Annotated in this window: 27 protein-coding genes; 17 read left to right on the top strand and 10 right to left on the bottom strand. The window is 69.6% G+C overall.

What is annotated here, in order from left to right:
* The first annotated feature begins 116 nt into the window (after positions 1-116).
* The 7 genes from infA (at position 117) to rplQ (ending at position 4122) form a co-directional block, all read left to right on the top strand.
* A complete protein-coding gene (infA, locus tag ISU10_RS15140) occupies positions 117-338 on the top strand; it encodes a translation initiation factor IF-1 (protein ID WP_011757309.1) in 222 nt (73 codons plus the stop codon).
* 32 nt (positions 339-370) lie between these two features.
* Positions 371-484, top strand: a complete 114-nt coding sequence (gene rpmJ / locus ISU10_RS15135) for a 50S ribosomal protein L36 (RefSeq protein WP_008361054.1) — start codon at positions 371-373, stop codon at positions 482-484.
* A gap of 169 nt (positions 485-653) precedes the next feature.
* Positions 654-1028, top strand: coding sequence for a 30S ribosomal protein S13 (gene rpsM / locus ISU10_RS15130; RefSeq protein WP_194697238.1), 375 nt, complete (start codon positions 654-656; stop codon positions 1026-1028).
* Positions 1029-1105: 77 nt separating this feature from the next.
* Positions 1106-1507, top strand: coding sequence for a 30S ribosomal protein S11 (gene rpsK, locus ISU10_RS15125; protein ID WP_194697237.1), 402 nt, complete (start codon positions 1106-1108; stop codon positions 1505-1507).
* A gap of 37 nt (positions 1508-1544) precedes the next feature.
* Entirely contained in the window at positions 1545-2153 is a 609-nt protein-coding gene (gene rpsD, locus ISU10_RS15120; protein WP_194697236.1) for a 30S ribosomal protein S4, read from the top strand.
* Between the two features lie 91 nt (positions 2154-2244).
* Complete coding sequence (locus ISU10_RS15115) at positions 2245-3261, top strand: DNA-directed RNA polymerase subunit alpha (protein WP_194697235.1); 1017 nt, start codon at positions 2245-2247, stop codon at positions 3259-3261.
* A 93-nt stretch (positions 3262-3354) separates the two neighbouring features.
* Positions 3355-4122 (top strand): 50S ribosomal protein L17, sunset domain variant, encoded by a 768-nt coding sequence (gene rplQ / locus ISU10_RS24165; protein ID WP_194697234.1) that lies wholly within the window; start codon positions 3355-3357, stop codon positions 4120-4122.
* A gap of 42 nt (positions 4123-4164) precedes the next feature.
* Here rplQ and ISU10_RS23190 read toward each other — a convergent pair whose 3' ends face one another.
* Both ISU10_RS23190 and ISU10_RS23185 read right to left on the bottom strand, forming a co-directional pair.
* Positions 4165-4530 carry a GntR family transcriptional regulator gene (locus tag ISU10_RS23190; protein ID WP_370865443.1) on the bottom strand — a complete coding sequence of 122 codons (366 nt, stop codon included), beginning with the start codon at positions 4528-4530 and terminating at the stop codon, positions 4165-4167.
* Entirely contained in the window at positions 4527-5177 is a 651-nt protein-coding gene (locus ISU10_RS23185; RefSeq protein ID WP_228500981.1) for a hypothetical protein, read from the bottom strand. The genes ISU10_RS23190 and ISU10_RS23185 overlap by 4 nt, the downstream gene beginning before the upstream one ends.
* Before the next feature lie 78 nt (positions 5178-5255).
* Here ISU10_RS23185 and ISU10_RS15100 point away from each other — a divergent pair, with 78 nt between their 5' ends.
* On the top strand, positions 5256-6161 hold the full coding sequence (locus ISU10_RS15100; protein ID WP_228500979.1) for a PfkB family carbohydrate kinase: 906 nt from the start codon (positions 5256-5258) through the stop codon (positions 6159-6161).
* A gap of 19 nt (positions 6162-6180) precedes the next feature.
* Here ISU10_RS15100 and ISU10_RS15095 read toward each other — a convergent pair whose 3' ends face one another.
* Positions 6181-6633: a glycosyltransferase gene (locus ISU10_RS15095; protein ID WP_370865448.1), complete on the bottom strand. Its 453-nt coding sequence runs from the start codon at positions 6631-6633 to the stop codon at positions 6181-6183.
* Between the two features lie 58 nt (positions 6634-6691).
* On the opposite strand from ISU10_RS15095, the gene ISU10_RS15090 reads away from it, so the two are divergent.
* Positions 6692-6856 carry a hypothetical protein gene (locus tag ISU10_RS15090; RefSeq protein ID WP_194697233.1) on the top strand — a complete coding sequence of 55 codons (165 nt, stop codon included), beginning with the start codon at positions 6692-6694 and terminating at the stop codon, positions 6854-6856.
* A 13-nt stretch (positions 6857-6869) separates the two neighbouring features.
* On the opposite strand, the gene ISU10_RS15085 is transcribed toward ISU10_RS15090, so the two are convergent.
* A complete protein-coding gene (locus tag ISU10_RS15085) occupies positions 6870-8555 on the bottom strand; it encodes an NAD(P)/FAD-dependent oxidoreductase (RefSeq protein WP_194697232.1) in 1686 nt (561 codons plus the stop codon).
* A 51-nt stretch (positions 8556-8606) separates the two neighbouring features.
* Here ISU10_RS15085 and truA point away from each other — a divergent pair, with 51 nt between their 5' ends.
* Positions 8607-9410: a tRNA pseudouridine(38-40) synthase TruA gene (gene truA, locus ISU10_RS15080; protein WP_370865440.1), complete on the top strand. Its 804-nt coding sequence runs from the start codon at positions 8607-8609 to the stop codon at positions 9408-9410.
* A gap of 55 nt (positions 9411-9465) precedes the next feature.
* On the opposite strand, the gene ISU10_RS15075 is transcribed toward truA, so the two are convergent.
* Positions 9466-9912, bottom strand: a complete 447-nt coding sequence (locus ISU10_RS15075) for an SRPBCC family protein (RefSeq protein WP_194697231.1) — start codon at positions 9910-9912, stop codon at positions 9466-9468.
* Positions 9913-9976: 64 nt separating this feature from the next.
* On the opposite strand from ISU10_RS15075, the gene ISU10_RS15070 reads away from it, so the two are divergent.
* Both ISU10_RS15070 and ISU10_RS15065 read left to right on the top strand, forming a co-directional pair.
* Positions 9977-10582 (top strand): class I SAM-dependent methyltransferase, encoded by a 606-nt coding sequence (locus ISU10_RS15070; RefSeq protein ID WP_194697230.1) that lies wholly within the window; start codon positions 9977-9979, stop codon positions 10580-10582.
* Between the two features lie 411 nt (positions 10583-10993).
* A complete protein-coding gene (locus ISU10_RS15065; protein WP_194697229.1) occupies positions 10994-12412 on the top strand; it encodes a 13E12 repeat family protein in 1419 nt (472 codons plus the stop codon).
* A 314-nt stretch (positions 12413-12726) separates the two neighbouring features.
* Here ISU10_RS15065 and ISU10_RS15060 read toward each other — a convergent pair whose 3' ends face one another.
* The gene (locus tag ISU10_RS15060; RefSeq protein WP_194697259.1) at positions 12727-12939 is read right to left on the bottom strand and encodes a hypothetical protein; all 213 of its coding nucleotides are present in this window, start codon (positions 12937-12939) and stop codon (positions 12727-12729) included.
* 25 nt (positions 12940-12964) lie between these two features.
* On the opposite strand from ISU10_RS15060, the gene mgrA reads away from it, so the two are divergent.
* The 3 genes from mgrA to ISU10_RS15045 are packed head-to-tail and all read left to right on the top strand — an operon-like array spanning position 12965 to position 15556.
* Positions 12965-14005, top strand: coding sequence for an L-glyceraldehyde 3-phosphate reductase (gene mgrA / locus ISU10_RS15055; RefSeq protein WP_194697228.1), 1041 nt, complete (start codon positions 12965-12967; stop codon positions 14003-14005).
* Positions 14006-14021: 16 nt separating this feature from the next.
* Positions 14022-14570 carry a SigE family RNA polymerase sigma factor gene (locus ISU10_RS15050; protein ID WP_370865438.1) on the top strand — a complete coding sequence of 183 codons (549 nt, stop codon included), beginning with the start codon at positions 14022-14024 and terminating at the stop codon, positions 14568-14570.
* Positions 14567-15556, top strand: coding sequence for a hypothetical protein (locus tag ISU10_RS15045; protein WP_194697227.1), 990 nt, complete (start codon positions 14567-14569; stop codon positions 15554-15556). The genes ISU10_RS15050 and ISU10_RS15045 overlap by 4 nt, the downstream gene beginning before the upstream one ends.
* Positions 15557-15559: 3 nt before the next feature.
* Here ISU10_RS15045 and ISU10_RS15040 read toward each other — a convergent pair whose 3' ends face one another.
* The gene (locus ISU10_RS15040; RefSeq protein WP_194697226.1) at positions 15560-16117 is read right to left on the bottom strand and encodes a TetR/AcrR family transcriptional regulator; all 558 of its coding nucleotides are present in this window, start codon (positions 16115-16117) and stop codon (positions 15560-15562) included.
* A gap of 65 nt (positions 16118-16182) precedes the next feature.
* Between ISU10_RS15040 and ISU10_RS15035 the strand changes: the two genes are divergently transcribed.
* Entirely contained in the window at positions 16183-16518 is a 336-nt protein-coding gene (locus tag ISU10_RS15035; protein WP_228500977.1) for a DMT family transporter, read from the top strand.
* Positions 16519-16606: 88 nt separating this feature from the next.
* Positions 16607-18301 carry an ABC-F family ATP-binding cassette domain-containing protein gene (locus ISU10_RS15030; protein ID WP_194697225.1) on the top strand — a complete coding sequence of 565 codons (1695 nt, stop codon included), beginning with the start codon at positions 16607-16609 and terminating at the stop codon, positions 18299-18301.
* 96 nt (positions 18302-18397) lie between these two features.
* Here ISU10_RS15030 and ISU10_RS15025 read toward each other — a convergent pair whose 3' ends face one another.
* The 3 genes from ISU10_RS15025 to ISU10_RS15015 all read right to left on the bottom strand — a co-directional run bounded on the left by ISU10_RS15025 (position 18398) and on the right by ISU10_RS15015 (position 21040).
* A complete protein-coding gene (locus ISU10_RS15025; protein ID WP_370865434.1) occupies positions 18398-19693 on the bottom strand; it encodes a S1C family serine protease in 1296 nt (431 codons plus the stop codon).
* Between the two features lie 137 nt (positions 19694-19830).
* Complete coding sequence (locus ISU10_RS15020) at positions 19831-20343, bottom strand: hypothetical protein (RefSeq protein ID WP_194697224.1); 513 nt, start codon at positions 20341-20343, stop codon at positions 19831-19833.
* A 43-nt stretch (positions 20344-20386) separates the two neighbouring features.
* Positions 20387-21040, bottom strand: coding sequence for an MOSC domain-containing protein (locus ISU10_RS15015; protein ID WP_228500975.1), 654 nt, complete (start codon positions 21038-21040; stop codon positions 20387-20389).
* Between the last annotated feature and the right edge of the window lie 5 nt (positions 21041-21045).

Here is a 21045-nt window from a genome sequence, read left to right as displayed (position 1 = left end):
CCCCGGATGAGGAGACCGAGCACCTCCACGAGGTCCACCGATCCAGGTCAAGCCTAGGTCGGGAGGTTCCCGGACCGACCGGAAGACACCCATCGAGACGACAGATTGCGGAGGACATGCCGAAGAAGGAAGGCGTGATCGAGATCGAGGGCACCGTTGTGGAGGCCCTCCCCAATGCGATGTTCCGAGTGGAGCTCAGCAACGGGCACAAGGTCCTCGCCCACATCAGCGGCAAGATGCGCCAGCACTACATCCGGATCCTCCCCGAGGACCGCGTGGTGGTGGAGCTGTCCCCCTACGACCTGACGCGCGGTCGGATCGTCTACCGCTACAAGTAACGACCAAGCCGAGCCTGAGAGGACCTCCACCCGTGAAGGTCAACCCGAGCGTCAAGAAGATCTGTGACAAGTGCAAGGTGATCCGTCGCCACGGCCGCGTCATGGTGATCTGCGAGAACCCTCGCCACAAGCAGCGCCAGGGCTGAGTTCAGCCCTCGACAACTGAACACCACACAACGTGATCGCTAGCTGGTCTCGACAAGCTCCACCGACGAACACCAGCGAACCACCTCCGGAGCAGTGGCCGGAGCGTCGTCCGAGGCGGACGACGACGCATCACGACCGACACCACCGCAGTATCCGAAAGGCCACCACATGGCACGCCTCGTTGGTGTGGACCTTCCGCGCGACAAGCGCATCGAGGTCGCACTCACCTACATCTACGGCATCGGCCGTACCCGCGCCCAGCAGGTACTGAAGGCCACCGGCGTCAGCCCGGACCTCCGTGTCCACCAGCTCGGCGACGAGGAGCTGGTCAGGCTCCGCGACGAGATCGAGTCCAACTTCAAGATCGAGGGTGACCTCCGTCGCGAGGTCCAAGCCGACATCCGTCGCAAGATCGAGATCGGCAGCTACCAGGGTCGCCGTCACCGTCAGGGCCTCCCGGTCCGCGGCCAGCGCACCAAGACCAACGCGCGCACCCGCAAGGGCCCCAAGCGCACCGTCGCCGGCAAGAAGAAGGCCAAGTAGTCGGCCCAGCGATCGACGCTCGTCACGACACAGCGTCACACCGATTCCGTAGAACGTCGTAGGAGAGAAGACACCGCATGCCTCCCAAGAGTCGCCAAGGCGCCAAGAAGGTGCGCCGCAAGGAGAAGAAGAACGTCGCCGTGGGCGAGGCCCACATCAAGAGCACGTTCAACAACACCATCGTCACCATCACCGACCCCTCGGGTGCGGTGATCTCGTGGGCCTCTGCCGGCACCGTCGGCTTCAAGGGCTCGCGCAAGTCCACGCCGTTCGCCGCGCAGATGGCCGCCGAGGCCGCTGGCAGACGGGCGATGGACCACGGCATGAAGAAGATCGACGTCTTCGTCAAGGGCCCGGGCTCGGGCCGCGAGACCGCGATCAGGTCCCTGGGTGCGATCGGCCTCGAGGTCGGCACCATCCAGGACGTGACCCCGACCCCGCACAACGGTTGCCGGCCGCCCAAGCGCCGCCGCGTGTGACCACCCGAGCCTGAGACTTCCGAAGGAGAACTGACCCATGGCCCGTTACACCGGCCCCATGACCAAGAAGTCCCGCCGCCTCGGCGTGGACCTGGTGGGTGGCGACTCTGCCTACGAGCGCCGCCCCTACCCGCCCGGCCAGCACGGCCGCGGCCGCATCAAGGAGAGCGAGTACCTCCTGCAGCTTCGTGAGAAGCAGAAGGCTCGCTTCACCTACGGCATCCTCGAGAAGCAGTTCCACAACTACTACACCGAGGCCTCGCGTCGTCAGGGCAAGACCGGCGACAACCTGCTGCAGCTGCTCGAGTGCCGTCTCGACAACGTCGTCTACCGCGCCGGCTTCGCCCGCACCCGCCGCCACGCCCGCCAGCTGGTCGTCCACGGCCACTTCAAGGTCAACGGCCACAAGGTGAACATCCCCTCGTTCCAGGTGACCGCCCACGACGTCATCGACGTCAAGGAGAAGTCGCTCGAGACGACGCCGTTCATCGTGGCGCGCGAGACCCACGGCGAGCGCGTCGTGCCGGCGTGGCTCGAGGCGATCCCGTCGCGGATGCGGATCCTGGTGCACCAGCTGCCCGTCCGGGCCCAGATCGACATCCCGGTCCAAGAGCAGCTGATCGTCGAGTACTACTCCAAGAAGTAGTCCCCCGGGACACACCCAGCCTTCCTATTCTCAGCCGTCACCACAGTTCGGGCCCTTCAAATAGCGGTCGGACCCGGAAAGGAAAGAACAAGTGCTCATCGCACAGCGCCCCACCCTGTCGGAAGAGTCGGTCGACGAGTTCCGTTCGCGCTTCGTCATCGAGCCGCTCGAGCCCGGCTTCGGCTACACGCTCGGCAACTCACTTCGTCGCACCCTCCTCTCGTCGATCCCCGGTGCCTCGGTCACCAGCATCAAGGTCGACACCGTCCTCCACGAGTTCTCCACCATCGAGGGGGTCAAGGAGGACGTCACCGAGGTCATCCTCAACCTCAAGGGCCTGGTCGTCTCCTCCGAGCACGACGAGCCCGTCACGATGTACCTGCGCAAGTCCGGCCCCGGTGAGGTCACCGCGGCCGACATCGCGCCGCCGGCCGGTGTCGAGGTGCACAACCCCGACCTGAAGATCGCGACCCTGTCCGACAAGGGCAAGCTCGAGATGGAGCTGGTGGTCGAGCGCGGCCGCGGCTACGTCTCGGCCGTCCAGAACAAGGGCGCCGACAACGAGATCGGCCGGATGCCCGTCGACTCGATCTACAGCCCCGTGCTGAAGGTGACCTACAAGGTCGAGGCGACCCGTGTCGAGCAGCGCACCGACTTCGACAAGCTCGTCATCGACGTCGAGACCAAGCCCTCGATCCGTCCCCGCGACGCGATCGCCTCGGCGGGCAAGACGCTGGTCGAGCTGTTCGGTCTGGCCCGTGAGCTCAATGTCGAGGCCGAGGGGATCGACATCGGACCTTCGCCGGTCGACGAGCAGCTGGCCGCCGACCTCGCCCTCCCGGTCGAGGACCTGCAGCTGACGGTCCGCTCCTACAACTGCCTCAAGCGCGAGGGCATCCACACCGTGGGTGAGCTCATCTCCCGCTCGGAGCAGGACCTGCTCGACATCCGCAACTTCGGCGCCAAGTCGATCGACGAGGTCAAGGCCAAGCTGGTCGAGATGGGCCTGTCCCTCAAGGACAGCGCGCCCGGCTTCGACCCGCACGCTGCCCTGGCGGCCTACGGCGATGACGACGACGACGCGTTCGTCGAGGACGAGCAGTACTGATCCCCGAGGGGCTCGAGCCCGAGGTTCGAACCCATCACCAGCACCCTCTACCCGGGTACCTGACACGGCCCGGGAGAAACGAGTGACACGAAGATGCCTACTCCCAAGAAGGGCCCCCGCCTCGGTGGCAGCGCCTCTCACCAGCGCCACCTGCTGTCCAACCTGGCCACGCAGCTGTTCGAGCACGGCAAGATCACGACCACCGAGACCCGGGCGCGCACGCTGCGTCCGGTCGCGGAGAAGCTGATCACCAAGGCCAAGCGCGGCGACCTGCACAACCGTCGTGAGGTCCTCAAGACCATCCGCGACAAGTCGGTCGTGCACGTGCTGTTCACCGAGATCGCGCCCAAGATGGCCGAGCGTCCCGGCGGCTACACCCGCATCACCAAGATCGGCAACCGCAAGGGCGACAACGCTCCGATGGCCGTGATCGAGCTGGTGCAGGAGGCCTACCAGCCGGCGGCCAAGAAGGCCACTGCGACGAAGGCCGCGGACAAGCCTGCCGAGCAGCCGAAGGCAGAGGAGAAGCCCGCCGAGGAGATCACCAACGAGGAGATCGCCGAGGACGAGACGACCGACGAGGCCGCCAACCTCGGCGAGGAGACTCCTGCGCAGGAGGCTGCTGACGAGGCCGCCGAGGAGGCTCTCACCGCCAAGTTCGCCGACCTCGAGTTCGGTGACGACGTGGCCCTGGCGCTCGAGGACGGCGCCGCGCCGTCCGAGGCGTTCACCATCAAGGGCAACAAGGACTCCGGCAAGTACCACACGCCCGAGTCGCAGTGGTACGACCAGACCATCGCCGAGGTCTGGTTCACCACCGAAGAGGCCGCCGAGAACGCCGGCTTCGTCAAGGCCGGCTGACCGGCCGCACGAGCCATCCGAGCCGCATGGGCCCGTCACCCCTCAGGGGTGGCGGGCCCATCGTCGTTCGACGAGCAGCTGCGCCTCGGTGACGCCGAGGCCGGCTCGCCGCGCGGCCTCGACGTAGGCCTGGACCGCCGACTCCACCTCACTGTCGGGGACTGCCCGGCTCGGGCTCACGAAGGTGCCCCGCCTCCCCTCGGTCACCACGACGCCATCGGCCTCGAGCTCGCGGTAGACGCGAGCCACGGTGTTGACCGCGAGCCCGATCTCGGAGGCGAGCGCACGGACCGTCGGCAGCCGGGTGCCGGCTGGCAGCTGCCCTGAGCCGACCTGGGTCGCGATCTGGCGGCGTACCTGCTCGAACGGCGGCTCCGCCGAGGTGTGGTCGATCCGATCCAGCTTCACCTCGAGCGTCCTCGTACGTCGAGCCACCAGCACGCCAGGCCACCTGCGACGGCCGGCACCACCTGGTAGATCACGGCGGCCAGGGCCGCACGTAGCTGCTGGTCGCCGTCGCGCAGCGGGTCGATGTCGAGCCACCGGGCGAGCACGGCCAGCGCCGCAGCCACCACCAGACCCGGCCACCAACGGGTGCCCTGACGGCGGGCGATCCCCCACGCCAGCGCCACGCCGACGGGCATCAGGGCGGTGAGCAGCCAGTTGGTCCAGTCGATGAAGCCCAAGGCGGTGTCCTGGCTGCCCGACTCGAGCAGCTGCTCGGCGATGACCCCGCGCAGGTAGGACAGCGTCGCGAACGCCAGCGCGACCGCGCAGGCGAGCAGGCCCAACCGCTGCTCGCGCGTCCAGACGAACAACACCACCGCCAGCGGGAGCCACGGCGTCATCGTGGCGGCCAGCCGTGCGGGCTCCACGCCGAACAGTGGTTCGACGAGGTTGATCACGCTGGTGGCGACCGAGTCCATCGACGCCGACATCACCACCTGCACCAGGGCCAGGCCGGCCACCAAGATGACCGAGACGGGGAGCGCGGGCTCGCTCTCGGGAGGCGGACGTCGCGCGTGCGAGCCGGGGTGCCGGGGGGCCTGCGTCACGCGCACATCGTGCCAGTGATCGGGCCGCCGACGAGACACCGCTGGCCCCTACCCACGCCATCCGCTAGACACGTGGTCATGGGAGCAGGAGTGCTGGTGGTCGGGGAGTCGCTCGTCGACATCGTGCGACGTCAGGACGGCTCGACCGAGACCTTTCCCGGCGGCAGCGCCGCCAACGTCGCGGTCGCGCTCTCGCGCCTGGGCCGCGACACGGGGTTCGTGACCAGCTACGCCGCCGACGACCACGGCCGGCTGATCGCCGATCACCTGGCCGCGTCCGGCGTGACGCTGGCGACCGACCCGCACGTCATCCCACGCACGTCCTCGGCCCTCGCGACCCTGCAGGAGGATGGCTCGGCCCGCTACACCTTCGACATCGACTGGCGGATCGGTGCCGTCGAGATCACCGAGCCGCCGTTGGCGCTGCACGCGTGCTCACTCGGAGCGGTCGTGACTCCCGGCTGCGAGGACGTCCGCGCCCTGATGGCCCGCCTGCGCAGCTCCACCACCACGTCCTACGACATCAACATGCGGCCCACGGTCACTGGCGTAGGTCCCGCGATCGCCAAGACGGTCGAGGAGACCGTGCGGCTCAGTGACATCGTCAAGGCCTCCGACGAGGACCTCGAGGCGCTCTACCCGGGTGAGTCCGAGGCCGCCGCCTGTGAGCGGCTGCTCGCCCTCGGCCCCGCTGCTGTCGTCGTCACCCGCGGGGCAGACGGTGCGGCCTGGTACGCCGAGGGGCTGGCCGTGGCGGCGGCGGGCGTCGCGGTGAGCGTGGCCGACACGATCGGTGCCGGCGACACCTTCGGTGCGGCGATGATCGACGAGCTCGGCTCGCTCGGACTGCTGGGTGGCGGGGTCGACGCCCTGCGCGGCATGTCGCACGAACAGGTCGCCGGGGTCCTCGACTTCGCCACGCGTGCGGCCGCCGTCACGGTCTCGCGGCCCGGCGCCGACCCGCCGTACCGCTCGGAGCTCTGAGCGCTCGGGTCTACCGCACCTACTGCCGGGACTCGGGCGACGGCTTCTGGGAGCTGAGACGGTCGATGATGCCGGCGAGCTGCTCCATCCCACCGGAGCGCGCCATGCTGGACGCCACCGCTTGCGCCGCAGTGCGGTAGCGGGCCTGGTCGAGCACCCGCCGCACTGCCTGGCGGACGGCGTCGGCCGAGGGTGTCTCGGTGTTGAGCCGCAGGCCGACACCGGACCACTTCACGCGCGCGGCAACCTCCGGCTTGTCCTCCTTGCCGCTGCTGGTGACGATGGGCACGCCGTAGCGCAAGGCGTACTGAACGCCTCCGTAGCCGCCGTTGGTGACGAAGACGTCGGTCCTGGGCAGGAGCTCGTCGTAGGGCAGGTACTCGGCTGCCCGCGCGTTGGCCGGCAGGGTCGGAAGCGTGTCTACGGCACGTCCACCGGTGGACACCACGACGAGAACGTCTTCGTGCGCCAGGCCTTCGAGCGCCGGGGCGATGATCTGGCGGTAGTCCCGGTTGGCGATGGTGCCCTGGGTGACGTGGCCAAGTCCGCTCTGCTGCTCGCTGCCGTCGAGTTGGCGTCGTCGGATCCGCGATGGTGGGCATCAACGGCTCGTCTGCCGACATGTGGCTGACTCGCCCGAGGCCTACGCCGCGTTCGTCTCGCGGATGCTGCGCGAGACCGTCTTCGCCTCCTGACGCAGGCGCCCGGCTACTGCGACCCCAGGTACGCGTGCACCAGGGGTACGACCGAGGAGCCCTCGCCCGACGCGGCGGCGACCCGCTTCATCGAGCCGGCCCGCACGTCGCCGACCGCGAACACCCCTGGCATCGAGGTCGCCAGGCTCTCGGGTGGGAGGCCGTCGGCCCACATCGTCTTGGGCACGTCGCGACCGGTGAGCACGAACCCGCGGCCGTCACGCGCGACGTCGCCAGGGATCCAGTCGCACTGCGGCTCGGCGCCGAGCAGGAGGAAGAGTCCCTCGGCGTTGCGGCGCACGACCTCGTCGGTGTCGCAGTCCTTGACGTCGATCCACTCCAGCCGACCGTCACCGCCGACAGCGCACACCTCGCAGCGCGCGGCGACCTCGACGCGCGGGTTCCACTCGATCTCGTTGATGAGGTACTGCGACATGGTCTCGCCGAGCCCGTGTCGCCGCACCATGATCGTCACGGACTTGGCGAACCTGGCCAGGTGGATCGCCGCCTGGCCCGCGGAGTTGCCGCCGCCGACGACCACGACGTCGTACCCCTCCATCTCGCGGGCCGCGGTCATCGCGCTGCCGTAGTAGACGCCGCGTCCGGTGAGGTCGTCGATGCCCGGAGCGCGCAGCTTGCGGTAGGCGACGCCGCTGGCGATCACCACCGACCTGGCGCGCACGTCGCCGCCGTCGGTGCGCACGATGTGGCTGGCGTCGTCGACCGCGATCCCCTCGACCTCCCAGCCGGTGAAGAACCGGGTGCCGAAGCGGATCGCCTGGTTGCGGGCGCGCTGGGCCAGTCGCATCCCGGAGATGCCGCGGGGGAAGCCCAGGTAGTTGCGGATCATCGAGGACGTACCGGCCTGGCCGCCGACCGCCTCGGCCTCGACGACGACGGTCGTGAGCCCCTCGGAGGCGCCGTACACCGCCGCCGCCAGGCCCGCCGGCCCGGCCCCCACGATGCAGAGGTCGACCACCGTGTCCAAGTCGATGCCGTCGGGACGGCCGTAGATCGCACCGGCCACCTCGCGCACGCTGCGTGGAGCCCAGACGTCGTGGTACGGCGACTCGACGAGCGGCCACCGGGTCTCGCTGCCGTCGTAGCGCGACACGATGCCCGCCCCGATCTCGGTGTCGGGGGAGTAGACGCGGTGCGGCATGCCCATCCGGTCGAGGAAGTCGCGGATGGACAAGGTGAGCGCGTCCTGCTCGGGCGCGACGAGGCGCACCGTCTCGATCTCGGGCTGGGCCACCGTGGAGCCCCAGTCGGACAGCAGTTCGCAGACCGCCGTGTGGAACTCCTCGTCGCGACGGCCGCGCGGCATCAGCAGGTAAGCGTCGTACTTGCCCTTCGCCAGTCCTGCACGGAGCCGGTTGGCGTCCTCGAGGAACCGCTCCCAGGGCGCGATGACCAGCCGCTTGGCCGTCGGCACCACCTGGCGCCAGGTGTGGAAGGCCGCCAGCACGTTGTGCTTGTCGTCGCCGACGACGTCGGAGGGGAACAACGAGGAGTCCGCCACGATCATCGCCACCTGACCCCCGGTGGCCTCGATCTCGGTGGCGACGTCCATCGCCACGCTGGGGGAGGTCGCCGGGCGGATGTCGTAGTCGCGGGCGTATCGGCCGAACTCGTCGACCAGGAAGGCCGCGTGGTCGTGGCTGACGATGATGATCGACGGGGGTGTTCGCTCAGGCACCCGCCCAGTATCCCAAGTGGGTGGTGCGCCGCAGGCTGACAGACTGGCCCGGTGCGGCTGCGGATGGACCTCGCCTACGACGGCGCCGGCTTCCACGGCTGGGCCCGCCAAGACGGGCTGCGCACGGTGCAGGGCGAGCTCGAGGCCGCACTGGCCACGGTGCTGCGCGTGCCGTCGCTCTCGGTCACCTGCGCGGGCCGCACCGACACCGGCGTTCATGCCAGGGGACAGGTGGCACACGTCGACGTGGAGGCAGCCGAGCCCGACCGTCTGCGCCGCCAGCTCGACGGGCTGCTGCCCGACGACATCTCCGTACGCCGCGTGGCCATGGCCGCGGACGGCTTCGACGCCCGCTTCTCGGCACTCTGGCGCCGCTACGCCTATCGGATCGCCGACCACCCGGAGACGGTCGATCCGCTGACGCGTGGCCACGTGCTGGCGTGGCGCAGGCCGCTCGATCTCGGTCTGATCGAACAGGCCGCCACCCTGCTGCTCGGCCGCCACGACTTCGCGGCGTTCTGCAAGCGGCGCGAGGGGGCGACCACGATCCGCACGCTGCTGTCCCTCACCTGGGAGCGCGAGCCCGGTGGACTCCTGGTCGGCAGCGTCGTCGCCGACGCCTTCTGCCACCACATGGTGCGCTCGCTCGTCGGCTGTCTGGTCGCCGTGGGGGAGGGCCGCCGCCCGCCTGAGTGGGCGGGTGAGGTACTCGCCGGCCAGACCCGCGACCCGTCGGTCACCGTGGTGCCGGCGCACGGCCTCACGCTCGAGGAGGTCGGCTACCCGCCGGACGACGAGCTCGCCGGCCAGGCGCTCGCAGCTCGCCGTGTCCGGACGCTGGAGGACGAGGCATGAGGCAGCCCGCCCTCGTGGTCGGCAGCTGTGGCCGCTGGTCGAGGAGCCCGGTGGCCTAGGTCGCGGCCTTGGCGTCGAGAGTGGCGCGCAGCTGCTGCTCGGTGTCGTCGGCCAGCCGCTTGAGAAAGGGCGTGAGCAGCGGCGAGACCACTGCGGCAATGCCCTTGAAGGTCATCCGGGCGCGGTACTCGACCTCGGTGCCGCCCGAGATGGTCGGCGTGACGATGACGGTGTCCTCGCTCTCGACGGTCTTGTTGCCACCCGTGATCACGAACTGCCGTCCCGGCACGACCTTCTCCACCTCGTAGTCCAAGGTGGTCTCGCGCCCAAGGAACTTCGAGACGTTGCGGTAGCGGGTGCCCACGCCCCCGTCACCTCCCAGGCGCTCGCAGCTCACGGTGCCGGCGTCCCACTCCTCGGCGTGCTCGAAGTCGAGCAGGTAGTCGAACACCGAATCGGGATCCCATCTCGTCAGGACCGTCCGGTTGAGGATGTGCGCCATGCTCCCCAACATAGGCAACGATCCCAACCGACAGACCCGACTTTCGGAAGAAGGGGCCGAACGGATGAGTGACGACCACTACTTCAGCGCCGACCCGGCCGCACCCTTCACCCGTGAGGGTGTCAGTGCGCGGGTCTGGGGCCGTGAGCTGGAGCTGGCCAGCGGGTCGGGCGTGTTCGCCCGCGGACGCCTCGACATCGGTACGGCCGTGCTGTTCCGCGAGACCGAGCCGCCGACGGCAGGAAGGATCCTCGACCTCGGCTGCGGCTACGGCGTCATCGGGCTGGCCATCGCGGCGTGCTCACCATCGACAGTCGTCACGGCCGTCGACGTCAACGAACGCGCCGTCGTGCTGGCCAACGAGAACGCCGCCTCCCTCGGGCTGACCGACCACTACGCGGCGATGACCCCGGGCGCAGTACCGGCCGAGGCGACGTACGACGAGATCTGGTCGAACCCGCCGATCCGCATCGGCAAGACCGCCCTCCACGAGCTCCTGCTCACCTGGTTCGCCCGCCTGGCCCCCGGAGGCCGCGCCGTGATGGTGGTCGGCAAGAACTTGGGCGCCGACACCTTGCAGCGCTGGCTGGCCGACCAGGGCTACCCGACAGCCCGCCTCGCCTCCGCCAAGGGCTTCCGGGTGCTGGAGTCGCGCGCGCCTGCTGGTTGAGGAGGGCGCGCTAAGTGTCGTTGGTTGAGGAGGGCGCGCCCCCGCCGCTGGTTGAGGAGGGCGCGCGGTGTCGCTGGTTGAGGAGGGCGCGCGGTGTCGCTGGTTGAGGAGGGCGCGCCGGTCTCCGCTGGTTGAGGAGGTTGCGCTAGCAACCGTCTCGAAACCCGGTGGGTGTCGTTGGTTGAGGAGGGCGCGCGGTCTCTGCTGGTTGAGGAGGTTGCGCAGCAACCGTCTCGAAACCCGGTGACCGCGACGTCGGCGGTCCACTCGCGCGGTTTCGAGACAGGCGCTAGCGCGCCTTCCTCAACCAACGGGGGGCGGATATTTGGTGGGCCCAGCATGTGAGAAACCCCAGCAAATACAGGGGTTCTCGACCCGGGACTGTCGGTGCTCGATGATCGAATAGGTCCCATGAGCGGATCTCGGGACGAGCAGCCGGACGACGGTTCGGCCTGGCTACCGGCGACTGCCACGGCTGTGCTCGAAGCCGCCCGCGAACGACGCGCGATCGCCGACCGTGCCGAAGCCGACCTGTTGGTGTTGGCGGTGCAGTGGGCCATCATCCACCCCGCTGAGTCCCTGGAGGATGCCGAGACGTTCCGGCTCCACGGTGACGTCCCGGTCCCGGTCGCCGGAGTCGGTGCCCCGCTGGTGGCGGAGTTCTCCATCGCGGAGTTCGCCGCCGCCGTGGGTCTGACCACAGAGTCCGGGAGACGGTACGTCGGGCACGCCCTCGAGCTCAGATACCGCCTCAAGAAGCTCTGGGCGCGGGTGACCTCGGGGGATCTGGCGGCGTGGAAGGCCCGCCGGGTCGCCGAACAGACCATCTGGCTGAGCGCCGAGGCGGCTAAGTACGTGGATCGGCATGTGGCGACGGTGGCCCACAAGATCGGTCCGGCCCAGCTGGACCGGCTGATCGGTGAGGCGGTCGCCCGGTTCATGCCCGACCAAGCCGAGGCCGACCGGAAGCAGGCGTGGGACCAACGCCGCTTCGATGTCGACTTCGGCACTGTCGGGATCGCGGGGACCTGCCAGGTCTCCGGCGAGCTCGACCTGGCCGATGCGATCGACCTGAACAACGCCGTGGCCGCCGACGCCCAGGTCCAGGCCGAACTCGGCTCGGTCCTGACCTTGGACCAACGTCGCTCGGTCGCGGTCGGCAACATCGCCCGCCGCGACCTCACCCTCGACCTTGCCGACAACGGGCAAGACGACGACCACCCGAAGCCCAAGGCGGACAAGCCGAAGGGGCGGCCGCGGGAGATGGTGCTCTACGTCCACCTCGCCGACGCCGCCCTGACCGGCAGCTCGATGGGTGGCGCCACAGGTATGTCGGGTGTGGGGCGGGTGGAGAACACCGCCACCCCGGTCCTGGCCGAGACCATCCGGACCTGGTGCGGCAACCCCGACGCACGGATCACCGTGAGACCCGTCATCGACCTGGCCCAGCACGTGCACTACGGGGCCTATGAGATCGACGGGCGGATCAGCGAACCCGTCGCCCTCAGGGACCACACCTGCGTGTTCCCCTGGTGCACCAAACCCGCCCGCAGACTCAAACCCGGCGAGCACGCCGCCGACTGCGACCACAACCTCGCCTACGCCCAGGGCGGGGCCACCTGCACCTGCCAGATCGCGGCCCTATGCCGCAAGCATCACCGGTTGAAGACCCATGGCCGCTGGCGCTACCTGATCCTCACCCCCGGCTCGTACTTGTGGACCAGTCCGCATGGCTACCACTACCTCCGCGACCACACCGGCACCCTCGACGTCTCCGCCGACCGACACCAACACCGACACCCACGCCGGCATCCACCACCAGCAGCCTGAAACCAGCAGCCTGACCCTCGACCCGCCGTACCCGCCCGGAACCACCACGGGCGGGCTACCGGCACGCCCGCACGCCTTGGTAACCAGTGAGGTTGCTAGCGCAACCTCCTCAACCAGCGACCTGCGGGCTACCGGCACGCCCCAATGTCTTGGTTTCGAGACGGTTGCTGCGCAACCTCCTCAACCAGCGACAGGGCTGCGCAACCTCCTCAACCAGCGACAGGGCTGCGCAACCTCCTCAACCAGCGACAGGGCTGCGCAACCTCCTCAACCAGCGACGGAGCCGTACCCGCCCCAGAGACCCCTTGGGCGGGCTACGGGCGCGTCCACACCGACGGCCAGTCCTCGAGGTCGGTGATGGCGACCTCGCCGACGAACAGCGTGTACATCGGCTCGGCCGGGAAGTCGTTGACCCTGACCGCGAGGTCGTGGCCGCCGACGGTCGCGCGGTAGGGCCACTCGCCGTCGCCCGTCGCCCGCCAGCGGATGCCAACGCGGGCCCACGCGACGGTGCGGGGGTCGTCCACATCGCGATGCTGCCACGATGAAGCCATGACCTTCGAGGCCGCCGAGACCCGCTACGACGCCGACCACTACCGCTACTGCGGGCGCAGCGGCCTCAAGCTGCCGCTCCTGAGCCTGGGCCTGTGGCAGAACTTCGGCACCGACCGGCCGGAGGAGACCCAACGCGCGATTCTCAGGCGGGCCTTCGACCGCGGCGTCACCCACTTCGACCTCGCGAACAACTACGGGCCGCCCTACGGCCGCGCCGAGGAGAACTTCGGGCGCTACCTGGCCGATGACTTCGCTGCCTACCGCGACGAGCTGGTGATCTCGACGAAGGCCGGCTACGACATGTGGCCGGGTCCCTACGGGCAGGGCGGCGGCTCCCGCAAGTACGTCCTGGCCTCCCTCGACCAGTCGCTGAAGCGGATGGGCCTCGACTACGTCGACATCTTCTACAGCCACCGCTTCGATCCCGAGACGCCCGTCGAGGAGACGATGGGCGCTCTCGACACGGCAGTGCGGTCCGGCCGCGCTCTGTACGCCGGCATCTCGTCCTACAACGCCTCGTGGACCGCCGAGGCGGCCAGGATCGCCCGTGGGCTGGGCACTCCACTGCTCATCCACCAGCCGTCGTACTCGATGCTCAACCGCTGGATCGAGCCCCACCTGCTCGACACCCTCGAGGAGGAGGGCATGGGCTGCATCGTGTTCACCGCCCTGGCCCAGGGACTGTTGACCGACCGCTACCTCAACGGCGTGCCCGAGGACTCGCGGGCGGCACGCGAGAACTCCACCATCGCCGGCCTCGATGCCACCGTCCTCGACCGCGTGCGCGCCCTCAACGAGATCGCCCAGGCCCGCGGCCAGAAGCTCGCCCAGCTCGCCCTGCAGTGGGCACTTCGCGACTCACGCGTGACCTCGGCTGTCATCGGCGCGTCGTCGGTCGAGCAGCTCGACACCAACCTCGATGCCCTCGACTTCGCGCCGCTGACCGACGACGAGCTGGTCGAGATCGACAAGCACGCCGTCAACTCGGGGGTGAACCTCTGGGCCAAGTCGAGCGAGGTTGCAACAGAACCGGAGTGAGCGGCGTCTGTTCGACGTGAGTGCGCTCGTACACGGTGAGGAGCGGTCGCTGGCACCAGGTGGGGCAGCAGAGACGTCGGACTTCGACGACTGGGTCGCCGCGCGCGGCCCGGGGCTGCTGCGCCTGGCCTACGTGCTGACCGGCAACCGCGCCGACGCCGAGGACGCCGTCCAGGACGCGCTGGCCCGCGCCCTGCCGCGCTGGGAGCACATCCGCAGCGTCGGCGACCCCGACGCCTACGTGCGACGGATGGTCGTCAACGCCCACACCTCGTGGTGGCGCAAGTTCCGCCGGCGCGAGACTCCGGTCGCGGAGGCACACGGATCGAGAGCCTCGGCCGATCCAGGGGTCGACGAGCGCGATCGCATCTGGCGTGCGTGCCTGGCTCTGCCCGAACCCCAGCGCGTCGCCGTGGTGCTGCGCTACTACGAACAGCTCGAGTACGCCGAGATCGCCGCCCTGACCGGCGTTGCCGAGGGCAGCGTGCGGGCCCGGGTCTCGCGCGGCCTCGTCGCCATGCGCGGGCTGCTCGGCGAATCCATGGGCGAGGAGGAGAACCGATGAACGACTTCGAGGACCGCCTGACCTCCGCCCTGCGCTCGGCCGGCGACGACGCTCCGGATGCCGTCGACCTGGCACCTGCCGCCCGTGGCCGCGCCCGCGCTCGCAGCCGTCGTACGGTGATCGCGTCCGTCGCTGCTGTCGTGGCCGTCGCCGGCGTGGTCGGGGGCGCCGCGCTGCTCGGCAACCGAGACGGTGACCGGACTGCGGGGACGGTGAAGGTCAGCGACGGGACGCACACGGAGTCGTGGCGCGATCTCGAGGTCTCGGTGCCGGACAGCTGGGGCTACGGGCACTTCTCGACGTGGTGCATCGGGAGCAGCGAACCGTCTGGCACGTTCGTTGTCGAGCGTCCCGGCGGCGTTGTGGAGGGCATCCTCTGTCAGCCCCAGAACGGGTACGGGCTGCGGTTCCTCGACGGCGCCGTGGCTGACCTCAAGTTCGGCGTGGGTGAGCTCTGGCAGTACACCTCGGGTGACATCTACCCCGCGGGTGCGTGGATCGGATACCAGCGGGGGTCCGGCGACAACCTGGTCTTCGTCGTGACGCCGGACCGTGACACCACTCACAGCATCTTGAGCTCCGTGACGCGGATCAACTACTCGGACACCAACGGGTGCTCGCCCCATTCAGGTGACGGTGCGGTAGTGCCGGCCGGTGCGGTCCGCTTGTGCCGCTACGACATCGACGGATGGCTCGAGCAGAGTGAGGTGCTGACCGGGAAGGACGCGACCGAAGCGATTGCCGCGTTGGAGGCGGCACCGGCCCGCGACCCCGACCGCATGTGCACCATGGAGATCTCCGGACCGACCGTGCAGATCACCTCCGCCGACGCCGACGGCTCGCTGACCCTCAACGCCTGCCAGGGCTTCACCTGGGACGGCGCGGCCCACGAGCTCACTGCCGACGCCATCTACTGGACGCTGTCCCCGGGCTGGTCCGGTGGCGTCGAAGGCGACGTGCCGATGCCCCCCAAGCTCCGTCAGTAGTGGCTAGCCCGCGAGCACCTGCGCGGCGTCGGCGAGGTCGCGGACGCCGCGGAGCAGCTCGGCGGGGGTGTCGGTCGCGAGGTCGACGTGGAAGCCGAGCAGGCCCGACTCGACGAGCTGGGTGATTCGGTTGACCCTGGTGCGGGATGCGCCGCAGCGCAGGAACCAGTCGCGCATGGCCGCCTCCCACCGCGCGTTGCTGTCGCGGACCGAGCTGCGGAACGGCTCCTTGCCGAGGTAGCCGCTGGCGGCCGCCTGCACGTAGATCAGGTTGCAGGCATGCAGCGGCGGCTCGAGGTAGGCCTGCCAGAGGGTGAGCACTCCGGCCCGCACGCTCCGGGGCGCCTTCATGCCGGCCAGGTGTGCGACCGAACGGGTGGTGGCCTCGTCGATGACTGCCGCGACCAGCCCGTCGCGGTTGCCGAAGTGGTAGATGAGCATCCGGTCGCTGGTGCCGACCGCCTTGGCCAACGGGCGAAGGCTGAGCCCGATCAGCCCCTCGGCGAGCACGTGGTCGGTGCACGCACTGAGAAGCACGTCTCGTCTGGACTCCTCGGGCATAAATCGATTGTAGCGAGTGCTACAGTAGGATCCTATGTAGCGACTGCTACATCCACGAAGAGGAGATGACAGGCATGTACGGCGCGTTCCTGCTGCTGGGAGTCGCGATCGTGATCGAGGTCGCGGCGACGGCGGTGCTACCGAAGGCCGACGGGTTCACCAACCCCGTGTGGGCCGGGGGCGTGGTCGCGGGCTATGCCCTCTCGATCTGGCTGCTGACCCTGGTGGTCAAGCAGATGCCGGTCTCTGTCGCCTACGCCGTCTGGGCGGGCGCCGGCACGGCTCTGGTGGCGGTCGTGGGTCTGCTGTTCCTCGGCGAGCCGTTGAACTGGGCCAAGGCACTCAGCCTCGCGATGATCGTCGCGGGTGTGGTGGGCCTCAACCTCGCCGGGACGCACTGACCGGGGCGCACTGACCGGGGCGCACTGACCGGGGTACCGGGCTAATCGGGGTGCCGGACCGACCCGGCGTAGCGGACAATCGGCTCTCGTGGGTCACGTCGATGTCCAAGGGGTCCGGTACGAGCTGCCGGACGGCCGCGTGCTGCTCGACGACGTGTCGTTCCGGGTGGGTGAGGGAGCAAAGGTCGCGCTGGTCGGCGCCAACGGCGCCGGCAAGACCACGCTGCTCAAGATCATCACCGGCGACCTGACACCCCACGCCGGCGCCGTCACCCGCTCGGGCGGCCTCGGGGTGATGCGTCAGATGGTGGGCGTGGGGCTGGGCGAGGACCCGACCGTCGCCGACCTGCTCCTCTCGGTGTCGCCGGCCCGCGTGCGCGCGGCGTCGGCGGCGCTCGACCGGTGCGAGCGAGCGCTGATGGAGACCGACGACGAGGCGACGCAGATGAAGTACGCCGAGGCGCTCGCCGAGTACGCCGACGCCGGCGGCTACGACCTCGAGGTCACCTGGGACGTGTGCACGATCAAGGGACTGGGCGTGCCCTACGACCGGGCGAAGTACCGCTCGCTCAAGACCCTGTCGGGCGGCGAGCAGAAGCGGCTCGTGCTGGAGTACCTGCTGGCCGGCCCCGACGAGGTACTCCTGCTCGACGAGCCCGACAACTTCCTCGACGTGCCCGGCAAGATCTGGCTCGAGGAGCGCATCCGCGAGTCCGACAAGACCATCCTCTACATCAGCCACGACCGCGAGCTGCTCAACAACACCGCGACGCGCGTGGTCACCGTGGAGCTGGGGGCGGCGGGCAACCTCGTGTGGACCCACCCCGGCGGGTTCACGTCGTATCACGAGGCCCGCAAGGACCGCTTCGCCAGGCTCGAGGAGATGCGCCGCCGCTGGGACGAGGAGCACGCCAAGCTCAAGGCGCTGGTGCTGATGTACAAGCAGAAGGCGGCCTACAACGACGGCATGGCCTCGCGCTACCAGGCCGCGCAGACGCGACTGCGGAAGTTCGAGGAGGCCGGGCCACCGATCGAGCAGCCCCGCGACCAGCAGGTGAAGATGCGCCTGACCGGAGGCCGCACGGGCAAGCGTGCGGTGGTGTGCGAGAACCTCGAGCTGACCGGGCTGATGAGGCCCTTCGACCTCGAGGTCTGGTACGGCGAGCGGGTCGCCGTGCTGGGCTCCAACGGCTCCGGCAAGTCCCACTTCCTCCGCCTCCTCGCGCGAGGCGGCAGCGACCCCGACAAGGAGCACCAGCCGGTCGACCCTGGTGATGGTGCCGAGATCAAGCCCGTGGACCACACCGGCAAGGCCAAGCTCGGTGCGCGCGTGCGCCCCGGCTGGTTCGTGCAGACCCACGAGCACCCCGAGCTGATCGGCCGCACGCTCCTGGAGATCCTGCACCGCGGCGACGAGCACCGCGACGGCATGGGCCGCGAGGCCGCAGCCCGGGTGCTCGACCGCTACGAGCTCGCCCATGCCTCCGAGCAGCGGTTCGACTCGCTCTCGGGCGGCCAGCAGGCCAGGTTCCAGATCCTGCTGCTGGAGCTGAGCGGCGCGACCCTGCTCCTGCTCGACGAGCCGACCGACAACCTCGACGTCCAGTCTGCCGAGGCTCTGGAGGCGGGCTTGGAGTCCTTCGACGGGACGGTGATCGCGGTGACGCACGACCGTTGGTTCGCGCGCGGGTTCGACAGGTTCTTGGTGTACGGCGCGTCGGGCGAGGTCTACGAGTCCGACGGTCCCGTCTGGGACGAGACCCGGGTCCAGCGCGTCCGGTAGCCCGCACGACAAGAGCCGGCGACCACTCGCTCGGTCGAGTGGCGCCGGCTCCTGCCGGTGCGGTCCTGACCCCTGGAAAGGTGGGAGAAAGCAGGGTCAGGAGTTCGTGGTGCTGGCGTCGGAGTCCAGCTTCAAGGTGACGGTCTTCTGGTCGCCGTCGCGGGTGTAGGTCACGGTGACCTGGTCGCCGGGACGGTAGGAGCGGATGGTGGCGACCAGCGAGTCGGCATCGGTGATCAACGTGTCGTCGATCTTGGTGATCACATCGCCGTTGCGCAGGCCCGCGCCCTCGGCGGCGGACCCGTTGCTGACGTCACTGATGCGAGCGCCGTCCTCGACGATGGCTCCCGGGCTCTGCTGGCCGGAGCCGCTGACGACGTTCTGCACGGAGATGCCGAGCCTGGCGTGGGTCGGCGTCTCGCCCTTCTCCAGCTGCTCGATCACCGGCATGACCTCGTCGATCGGGATCGCGAAGCCGAGGCCGATCGACCCGGGCTCGCCGCCCATCTGACCCTGACCGGACGTCTGGATAGATGCGTTGATGCCCACCACGTGACCGTTCATGTCCACCAGCGGGCCACCGCTGTTGCCGGGGTTGATGGCCGCGTCGGTCTGGACGGCGGGGTAGACGGTGCTGTTGCCCTGGCCGTCGCTGCCGACGTTGACCGGGCGCTTGAGGGCGCTGACGATGCCGGTCGTGACGGTGGCGTCGAGGCCGAAGGGCGACCCGATGGCCACGACGGACTGGCCGACCTGGAGCGAGTCGGAGGATCCGATCGTCACCGGCGTCAGGCCGCTGACGCCTTCGGCCTGGATGACCGCGGTGTCGGTGAGCGGATCGGTGCCGACGACGGTCGCCTTGGCGTGGGTGCCGTCGTTGAACGACACCCGGAGCTCCCCGGACTGGCCCGCCAGCTCGACGACGTGGTTGTTGGTCACGATCTGCCCGTCGGAGGTGACGATGAAGCCCGAGCCGGAACCCGCGCCTCCGGGGCCGGACACGTCGATCTTGACGACCGAGGGCAGCAGGTTCTGCGCGACCTGCTCGACGGACCCATTGCCGGATTGCGCCGCAGGCGTGTCGACCACGGGCGACGCGGAGCTGGGGCTCGAGGACGCGGACGAGCTGTCGTCCTGCAGAGCGCTCCAGCCCGCGGCGCCGCCCACGCCGGCACCCGCGCCCACGAGCAGCGAGGCCGCGATGACCGATGCGGCGAAGGCGCCTCGACGCTGCTTGCGGTCGGGGACCGGCTGGGCGGGCAGCGGGCGCTGGTAGGCCACGGGAGGCAGCGGGTGCTGCTGGTACGGCGCAAGCGGCTGGGTGTGGTGCGGCTGCCCAGGCTGGTACGGAGGCTGCTCAGGCTGCTGCGGGTCGTGCGGGTTCTCGGTCACGACCACGAGGTTGGTGTGGCCACCTGTGACCAGCCTGAGAGCCCGCTGGGCGTCGACGAAAAGTCGTCTCGAGAACCGCTCAGCGGGTTCCCAGCCCCCGATGCCCCCCGCAGGCTTCGTGGAGCGCGTGTTGAGGTCTAGCTCTGATGCTTCTTGGGCACGCACACCTTGGCGTGCACGGTCTCGGTGAAGGCGCCGGTGGCGAGGTCCTGGACTCCCCAGACCCGCAGCCTGCCGGTCGCATTCCTCATCGGGCCCCGGCCGTCGACCTCGACCGACCTGGCGGAGAACTCACCGGTCACGGTGGAGAAGGTGCCTTGGACCGACACCTCCAGCGCGCCCTTCTTGGCGGTAGTCAGCACGATGGTGCCGGTGAAGGGCAGCAGCCCGTCGGCGTCCGGGACACCGGGGACCAGGGCGCCTGCCGAGGAGCCCACCTCGCGGCCGCCCTGGTAGAGCGTGGCGCTTGTCGTACCGTCGCCGTTGTCGGTGCCGGCGCCGGTGGCGTGGAACCCCCGGCACTGGCTCTTGAGGTGGCCGTAGGCGTGGCCGTTGCCGGGGCCGGCGTGAGCAGGAGCGACCAGTCCCGCGGTCACCAGAGCGCCGGTCGCGACAGCGACCGCGCCGGCGCGGAGCAAGCGTGCGTGCATGGGGGGTGACCTCCGGTGGGGGGAGCGGGTGCCACCCACCACGCTAGACCGAGGCGGAGACCTCCGCAGGAAGTTCGGTCTGGTCGTCCAGACCACCGCGACGTACGACGCGGACGACGTCGCCGGGTCGCACCAGGCCGGACTCGACCACGCGTGCGTTGAAGCCGCGCAGGCGCATCGCCTTGCCCGTCTCGCTGTTGACGAAGTGCATGGCGTCGGCGCCGTAGCGGGCCGTGAACTTCGCGCAGCCGTTGTGCGGCTTGAGCGTCACCTCGATGACGGCCCCGGCCGACGACCCGTCGGCACCCAGCTCGCCGAAGGCCAGCCGGGACCCGGCCGGCAGGTTGGCCACGGAGATGTCGAGGTCGAGGAAGAGCTGGTCGCCTGCGAAGGCCTGCTCCTGCTCCGAGTCGGCCAGCAGACCCACCATCCGCGCACTCATCACGTTGACCTGGGCGTCGAGGTGACGCCCGTCGGCGATCGCCCGCGAGGTGGCGCGGGATAGCCAGTTGTCGCCCACCAGGCCGTCGGCCAGGTCGAGCACGCCCTCGTCGAGGATCTCGCGCGCCCCGAGATCGGGACGGCGTACGACGAGGTGCACGGTGCCCTGGTCGGTCGGGGCCGAGCGGAGGTGGTCGAGACCCGACTCGAGGTCCTCGGTCGTCCGGTAGGGCAAGGCAGGGGCGCGGTCGCTCACCCGCA

Source organism: Nocardioides agariphilus (assembly GCF_015352445.1).
In the GTDB taxonomy this organism is placed as follows: Bacteria; Actinomycetota; Actinomycetes; order Propionibacteriales; family Nocardioidaceae; genus Nocardioides; species Nocardioides agariphilus.
Note: the sequence above shows the minus strand (reverse complement) of the source record. Positions and strands in the feature narration are given on the sequence as shown.

Coding starts and splice junctions, on each gene's coding strand:
- infA (WP_011757309.1), top strand. CDS start 117: ATGCCGAAGAAGGAAGGCGTGATCGAGATCGAGGGCACCGTTGTGGAG.
- rpsM (WP_194697238.1), top strand. CDS start 654: ATGGCACGCCTCGTTGGTGTGGACCTTCCGCGCGACAAGCGCATCGAG.
- rpsK (WP_194697237.1), top strand. CDS start 1,106: ATGCCTCCCAAGAGTCGCCAAGGCGCCAAGAAGGTGCGCCGCAAGGAG.
- rpsD (WP_194697236.1), top strand. CDS start 1,545: ATGGCCCGTTACACCGGCCCCATGACCAAGAAGTCCCGCCGCCTCGGC.
- rplQ (WP_194697234.1), top strand. CDS start 3,355: ATGCCTACTCCCAAGAAGGGCCCCCGCCTCGGTGGCAGCGCCTCTCAC.
- ISU10_RS15100 (WP_228500979.1), top strand. CDS start 5,256: ATGGGAGCAGGAGTGCTGGTGGTCGGGGAGTCGCTCGTCGACATCGTG.
- ISU10_RS15075 (WP_194697231.1), bottom strand. CDS start 9,912: ATGGCGCACATCCTCAACCGGACGGTCCTGACGAGATGGGATCCCGAT.
- ISU10_RS15070 (WP_194697230.1), top strand. CDS start 9,977: ATGAGTGACGACCACTACTTCAGCGCCGACCCGGCCGCACCCTTCACC.
- ISU10_RS15065 (WP_194697229.1), top strand. CDS start 10,994: ATGAGCGGATCTCGGGACGAGCAGCCGGACGACGGTTCGGCCTGGCTA.
- mgrA (WP_194697228.1), top strand. CDS start 12,965: ATGACCTTCGAGGCCGCCGAGACCCGCTACGACGCCGACCACTACCGC.
- ISU10_RS15045 (WP_194697227.1), top strand. CDS start 14,567: ATGAACGACTTCGAGGACCGCCTGACCTCCGCCCTGCGCTCGGCCGGC.
- ISU10_RS15040 (WP_194697226.1), bottom strand. CDS start 16,117: ATGCCCGAGGAGTCCAGACGAGACGTGCTTCTCAGTGCGTGCACCGAC.
- ISU10_RS15035 (WP_228500977.1), top strand. CDS start 16,183: ATGACAGGCATGTACGGCGCGTTCCTGCTGCTGGGAGTCGCGATCGTG.
- ISU10_RS15020 (WP_194697224.1), bottom strand. CDS start 20,343: ATGCACGCACGCTTGCTCCGCGCCGGCGCGGTCGCTGTCGCGACCGGC.